At 25.6% G+C, this 1,213-nt stretch carries 2 protein-coding genes; both read right to left on the bottom strand.

Annotated features, from left to right (window positions below; translation table 11 throughout):
* A partial coding sequence (locus VN21_RS15360; RefSeq protein WP_046824024.1) for a peptidoglycan binding domain-containing protein occupies positions 1-586 on the bottom strand: 586 nt, incomplete at its 3' end.
* 2 nt (positions 587-588) lie between these two features.
* Positions 589-1,209 (bottom strand): endonuclease III, encoded by a 621-nt coding sequence (gene nth, locus VN21_RS15355; RefSeq protein WP_046824025.1) that lies wholly within the window; start codon positions 1,207-1,209, stop codon positions 589-591.
* Positions 1,210-1,213: the final 4 nt, after the last annotated feature.

Raw genomic sequence — 1,213 nt, 5'->3', positions numbered from 1 at the left:
TATATATATTAATATTTACAAATTTTTTATTTTTTATATTTTTATCAATTTCACTAAGTAAAGCTTCTTTCTTTAAATTAACTCCATAGACCTCTTTACTAATATTAAAATTGTTATTTTCTACTGTTATAGTAGCATCGACTGGTGTAATATCTATTTCATTAGCTAAGTTGTTTATATATTCATTTAATTTTGCTTTATCATATTCAGTATCAATATTTAATTTTATACTTTTACCTATACTTAATTTAAATTTTGTTTTTATATTATTAAAAAAGTCACTATCTCTACCTATGTTAATAGCTGTATTTACAGCATCCTCTACTTTAAATTTAAAGTTAATTTCATTTAAAGATAGATTATATTTCTTATCTCCATAAAATAATTCTATAGAATCTTGCTTATATAGAGAGTTATTTAGTTTTTTTATCGCATCATTTTCTGTCAGTCCCGAGACATCAATATTTTCAATATATATATTTTTATAGATTTTACTTTCTTTGCTCATACAATAAGATTTATACGTCAATCCAAAACAATATAGCATAACTAATGTTACTAAGAAAAATATTTTATGTCTCTTCAATTTTAGTCATTCCCTTCTTTATAATAGTCACAGTATTCAACTAATGGGCATATATTACATTCTGGTTTTCTTGCTTTACAAACTCTCCTTCCATGAAAAATTATTAAATGATGTGCTTTTGACCATCTTTTTTTCGGTAAAACTTTCATAAGTTCAAATTCTGTTTTTTCAGGAGTATCAGTTTTTACCAACCCAATTCTATTAGATACCCTAAATACATGAGTATCTACAGCAATTGCATCAACTCCAAAAGCATTACTTAGTACTACATTTGCAGTTTTTCTTCCCACTCCAGGAAGTTTTGTCAATTCTTCCATATTATCAGGTACTTGACCACCATAGTTAGAGCACAGCAATACTGATGTTTCTTTTATTTTTTGAGCTTTGCTTTTATATAGCCCACAACTTTTTATTTCCTCACTAATTTCAAATGTATTAAGTTTAGCAAATTCTTCAGCTGTATTATATTTTTTAAACAGTTCAGCTGTAACTTTATTAACCCTGACATCAGTGCATTGAGCAGATAATATAGTTGCAATTAGAAGTTCAAATGGAGTTGTATAATTTAATTCACACTCTGCATTTGGATATGTTTCTTCTAATATATCTAATATTTTTTTTATATTT

The sequence above is a fragment of the Paraclostridium benzoelyticum genome (genome assembly GCF_001006285.1).
GTDB classification, from domain to species: Bacteria; Bacillota; Clostridia; order Peptostreptococcales; family Peptostreptococcaceae; genus Paraclostridium; species Paraclostridium benzoelyticum.
Note: the sequence above shows the minus strand (reverse complement) of the source record. Positions and strands in the feature narration are given on the sequence as shown.